Here is a 4936-nt window from a genome sequence, read left to right as displayed (position 1 = left end):
AAAAAACAATAAATCTGTCAGTGACAGAAATGAGTGAGAACTCAAACTTTTAATGAGAGTTTGATCCTGGCTCAGGACGAACGCTGGCGGCGTGCCTAATACATGCAAGTAGAACGCTGAAGGAGGAGCTTGCTTCTCCGGATGAGTTGCGAACGGGTGAGTAACGCGTAGGTAACCTGCCTGGTAGTGGGGGATAACTATTGGAAACGATAGCTAATACCGCATAACAGTAGATGTTGCATGACATTTGCTTAAAAGGTGCAATTGCATCACTACCAGATGGACCTGCGTTGTATTAGCTAGTTGGTGGGGTAACGGCTCACCAAGGCGACGATACATAGCCGACCTGAGAGGGTGATCGGCCACACTGGGACTGAGACACGGCCCAGACTCCTACGGGAGGCAGCAGTAGGGAATCTTCGGCAATGGACGGAAGTCTGACCGAGCAACGCCGCGTGAGTGAAGAAGGTTTTCGGATCGTAAAGCTCTGTTGTAAGAGAAGAACGAGTGTGAGAGTGGAAAGTTCACACTGTGACGGTATCTTACCAGAAAGGGACGGCTAACTACGTGCCAGCAGCCGCGGTAATACGTAGGTCCCGAGCGTTGTCCGGATTTATTGGGCGTAAAGCGAGCGCAGGCGGTTAGATAAGTCTGAAGTTAAAGGCTGTGGCTTAACCATAGTACGCTTTGGAAACTGTTTAACTTGAGTGCAAGAGGGGAGAGTGGAATTCCATGTGTAGCGGTGAAATGCGTAGATATATGGAGGAACACCGGTGGCGAAAGCGGCTCTCTGGCTTGTAACTGACGCTGAGGCTCGAAAGCGTGGGGAGCAAACAGGATTAGATACCCTGGTAGTCCACGCCGTAAACGATGAGTGCTAGGTGTTAGACCCTTTCCGGGGTTTAGTGCCGTAGCTAACGCATTAAGCACTCCGCCTGGGGAGTACGACCGCAAGGTTGAAACTCAAAGGAATTGACGGGGGCCCGCACAAGCGGTGGAGCATGTGGTTTAATTCGAAGCAACGCGAAGAACCTTACCAGGTCTTGACATCCCTCTGACCGCTCTAGAGATAGAGTTTTCCTTCGGGACAGAGGTGACAGGTGGTGCATGGTTGTCGTCAGCTCGTGTCGTGAGATGTTGGGTTAAGTCCCGCAACGAGCGCAACCCCTATTGTTAGTTGCCATCATTCAGTTGGGCACTCTAGCGAGACTGCCGGTAATAAACCGGAGGAAGGTGGGGATGACGTCAAATCATCATGCCCCTTATGACCTGGGCTACACACGTGCTACAATGGCTGGTACAACGAGTCGCAAGCCGGTGACGGCAAGCTAATCCCTTAAAGCCAGTCTCAGTTCGGATTGTAGGCTGCAACTCGCCTACATGAAGTCGGAATCGCTAGTAATCGCGGATCAGCACGCCGCGGTGAATACGTTCCCGGGCCTTGTACACACCGCCCGTCACACCACGAGAGTTTGTAACACCCGAAGTCGGTGAGGTAACCGTAAGGAGCCAGCCGCCTAAGGTGGGATAGATGATTGGGGTGAAGTCGTAACAAGGTAGCCGTATCGGAAGGTGCGGCTGGATCACCTCCTTTCTAAGGATAAGGAACTGCGCATTGGTCTTGTTTAGTCTTGAGAGGTCTTGTGGGGCCTTAGCTCAGCTGGGAGAGCGCCTGCTTTGCACGCAGGAGGTCAGCGGTTCGATCCCGCTAGGCTCCATTGGTGAGAGATCACCAAGTAATGCACATTGAAAATTGAATATCTATATCAAATAGTAACAAGAAAATAAACCGAAAACGCTGTAGTATTAATAAGAGTTTATGACTGAAAGGTCAGAAAATAAGGTTAAGTTAATAAGGGCGCACGGTGGATGCCTTGGCACTAGGAGCCGAAGAAGGACGTGACAAACGACGATATGCCTTGGGTAGCTGTAAGTAAGCGATGATCCAGGGATTTCCGAATGGGGGAACCCAACAGGTACTACCTGTTACCCGCATCTGTTAAGGATGTGAGGAGGAAGACGCAGTGAACTGAAACATCTAAGTAGCTGCAGGAAGAGAAAGCAAAAGCGATTGCCTTAGTAGCGGCGAGCGAAACGGCAGGAGGGCAAACCGAAGAGTTTACTCTTCGGGGTTGTAGGACTGCAATGTGGACTCAAAGATTATAGAAGAATGATTTGGGAAGATCAGCCAAAGAGAGTGATAGCCTCGTATTTAAAATAGTCTTTGTACCTAGCAGTATCCTGAGTACGGCGGGACACGTGAAATCCCGTCGGAATCTGGGAGGACCATCTCCCAACCCTAAATACTCCCTAGTGACCGATAGTGAACCAGTACCGTGAGGGAAAGGTGAAAAGCACCCCGGGAGGGGAGTGAAATAGAACCTGAAACCGTGTGCCTACAACAAGTTCGAGCCCGTTAATGGGTGAGAGCGTGCCTTTTGTAGAATGAACCGGCGAGTTACGTTATGATGCGAGGTTAAGTTGAAGAGACGGAGCCGTAGGGAAACCGAGTCTGAATAGGGCGAATTAGTATCATGACGTAGACCCGAAACCATGTGACCTACCCATGAGCAGGTTGAAGGTGCGGTAAGACGCACTGGAGGACCGAACCAGGGCACGTTGAAAAGTGCTTGGATGACTTGTGGGTAGCGGAGAAATTCCAAACGAACTTGGAGATAGCTGGTTCTCTCCGAAATAGCTTTAGGGCTAGCGTCGACATAAAGATTCTTGGAGGTAGAGCACTGTTTGGGTGAGGGGTCCATCCCGGATTACCAATCTCAGATAAACTCCGAATGCCAATGAATTATGGTCGGCAGTGAGACTGCGAGTGCTAAGATCCGTAGTCGAAAGGGAAACAGCCCAGACCACCAGCTAAGGTCCCAAAATAATTGTTAAGTGGAAAAGGATGTGGGGTTGCACAGACAACTAGGATGTTAGCTTAGAAGCAGCTATTCATTCAAAGAGTGCGTAATAGCTCACTAGTCGAGTGACCCTGCGCCGAAAATGTACCGGGGCTAAAACAATTTACCGAAGCTGTGGATACCTTTATAGGTATGGTAGGAGAGCGTTCTATGTGTGATGAAGGTGTACCGTGAGGAGCGCTGGAACGCATAGAAGTGAGAATGCCGGTATGAGTAGCGAAAGACAGGTGAGAATCCTGTCCACCGTAAGACTAAGGTTTCCAGGGGAAGGCTCGTCCGCCCTGGGTTAGTCGGGACCTAAGGAGAGACCGAAAGGTGTATCCGATGGACAACAGGTTGATATTCCTGTACTAGAGTATGTAGTGATGGAGGGACGCAGTAGGCTAACTAAAGCAGACGATTGGAAGTGTCTGTCTAAGCAGTGAGGTGTGATATGAGTCAAATGCTTATATCTATAACATTGAGCTGTGATGGGGAGCGAAGTTTAGTAGCGAAGTTAGTGACGTCACACTGCCAAGAAAAGCTTCTAGCGTTTAAACATACTCTACCCGTACCGCAAACCGACACAGGTAGTCGAGGCGAGTAGCCTCAGGTGAGCGAGAGAACTCTCGTTAAGGAACTCGGCAAAATGACCCCGTAACTTCGGGAGAAGGGGTGCTGACTTTAAGTCAGCCGCAGTGAATAGGCCCAAGCAACTGTTTATCAAAAACACAGCTCTCTGCTAAATCGTAAGATGATGTATAGGGGGTGACGCCTGCCCGGTGCTGGAAGGTTAAGAGGAGTGCTTAGCGCAAGCGAAGGTATGAATTGAAGCCCCAGTAAACGGCGGCCGTAACTATAACGGTCCTAAGGTAGCGAAATTCCTTGTCGGGTAAGTTCCGACCCGCACGAAAGGCGTAATGATTTGGGCACTGTCTCAACGAGAGACTCGGTGAAATTTTAGTACCTGTGAAGATGCAGGTTACCCGCGACAGGACGGAAAGACCCCATGGAGCTTTACTGCAGTTTGATATTGAGTGTCTGTACCACATGTACAGGATAGGTAGGAGTCTATGAGATCGGGACGCCAGTTTCGAAGGAGACGATGTTGGGATACTACCCTTGTGTTATGGCCACTCTAACCCAGATAGGTGATCCCTATCGGAGACAGTGTCTGACGGGCAGTTTGACTGGGGCGGTCGCCTCCTAAAAGGTAACGGAGGCGCCCAAAGGTTCCCTCAGAATGGTTGGAAATCATTCGCAGAGTGTAAAGGTATAAGGGAGCTTGACTGCGAGAGCTACAACTCGAGCAGGGACGAAAGTCGGGCTTAGTGATCCGGTGGTTCCGTATGGAAGGGCCATCGCTCAACGGATAAAAGCTACCCTGGGGATAACAGGCTTATCTCCCCCAAGAGTTCACATCGACGGGGAGGTTTGGCACCTCGATGTCGGCTCGTCGCATCCTGGGGCTGTAGTCGGTCCCAAGGGTTGGGCTGTTCGCCCATTAAAGCGGCACGCGAGCTGGGTTCAGAACGTCGTGAGACAGTTCGGTCCCTATCCGTCGCGGGCGTAGGAAATTTGAGAGGATCTGCTCCTAGTACGAGAGGACCAGAGTGGACTTACCGCTGGTGTACCAGTTGTCTTGCCAAAGGCATCGCTGGGTAGCTATGTAGGGAAGGGATAAACGCTGAAAGCATCTAAGTGTGAAACCCACCTCAAGATGAGATTTCCCATGATTTTATATCAGTAAGAGCCCTGAGAGATGATCAGGTAGATAGGTTAGAAGTGGAAGTGTGGCGACACATGTAGCGGACTAATACTAATAGCTCGAGGACTTATCCAAAGTAACTGAGAATATGAAAGCGTAAGGTTTTCTTGATTTGAATAGATATTCAATTTTGAGTAGGTATTACTCAGAGTTAAGTGACGATAGCCTAGGAGATACACCTGTACCCATGCCGAACACAGAAGTTAAGCCCTAGAACGCCGGAAGTAGTTGGGGGTTGCCCCCTGTGAGATATGGAAGTCGCTTAGCT

1 tRNA gene and 3 rRNA genes are annotated in these 4936 nt (G+C 50.0%); all 4 read left to right on the top strand.

The features are described 5' to 3' along the window. Positions 1-48 precede the first annotated feature (48 nt). The 4 genes from GEZ85_RS09825 (at position 49) to rrf (ending at position 4935) form a co-directional block, all read left to right on the top strand. Positions 49-1594: ribosomal RNA gene (locus GEZ85_RS09825) — 16S ribosomal RNA — on the top strand. A gap of 51 nt (positions 1595-1645) precedes the next feature. Then, positions 1646-1718: transfer RNA gene (locus tag GEZ85_RS09820), tRNA-Ala, on the top strand. Between the two features lie 124 nt (positions 1719-1842). Continuing rightward, positions 1843-4743 (top strand): 23S ribosomal RNA (locus GEZ85_RS09815). A 76-nt stretch (positions 4744-4819) separates the two neighbouring features. Then, a 5S ribosomal RNA gene (gene rrf, locus GEZ85_RS09810) occupies positions 4820-4935 on the top strand. The 16S, 23S and 5S rRNA genes sit together here with 1 tRNA gene alongside, the layout of an rRNA operon. Position 4936: the final 1 nt, after the last annotated feature.

The sequence above is a fragment of the Streptococcus mitis genome, assembly GCF_009496205.1.
GTDB lineage: Bacteria > Bacillota > Bacilli > Lactobacillales > Streptococcaceae > Streptococcus > Streptococcus mitis_BN.
Note: the sequence above shows the minus strand (reverse complement) of the source record. Positions and strands in the feature narration are given on the sequence as shown.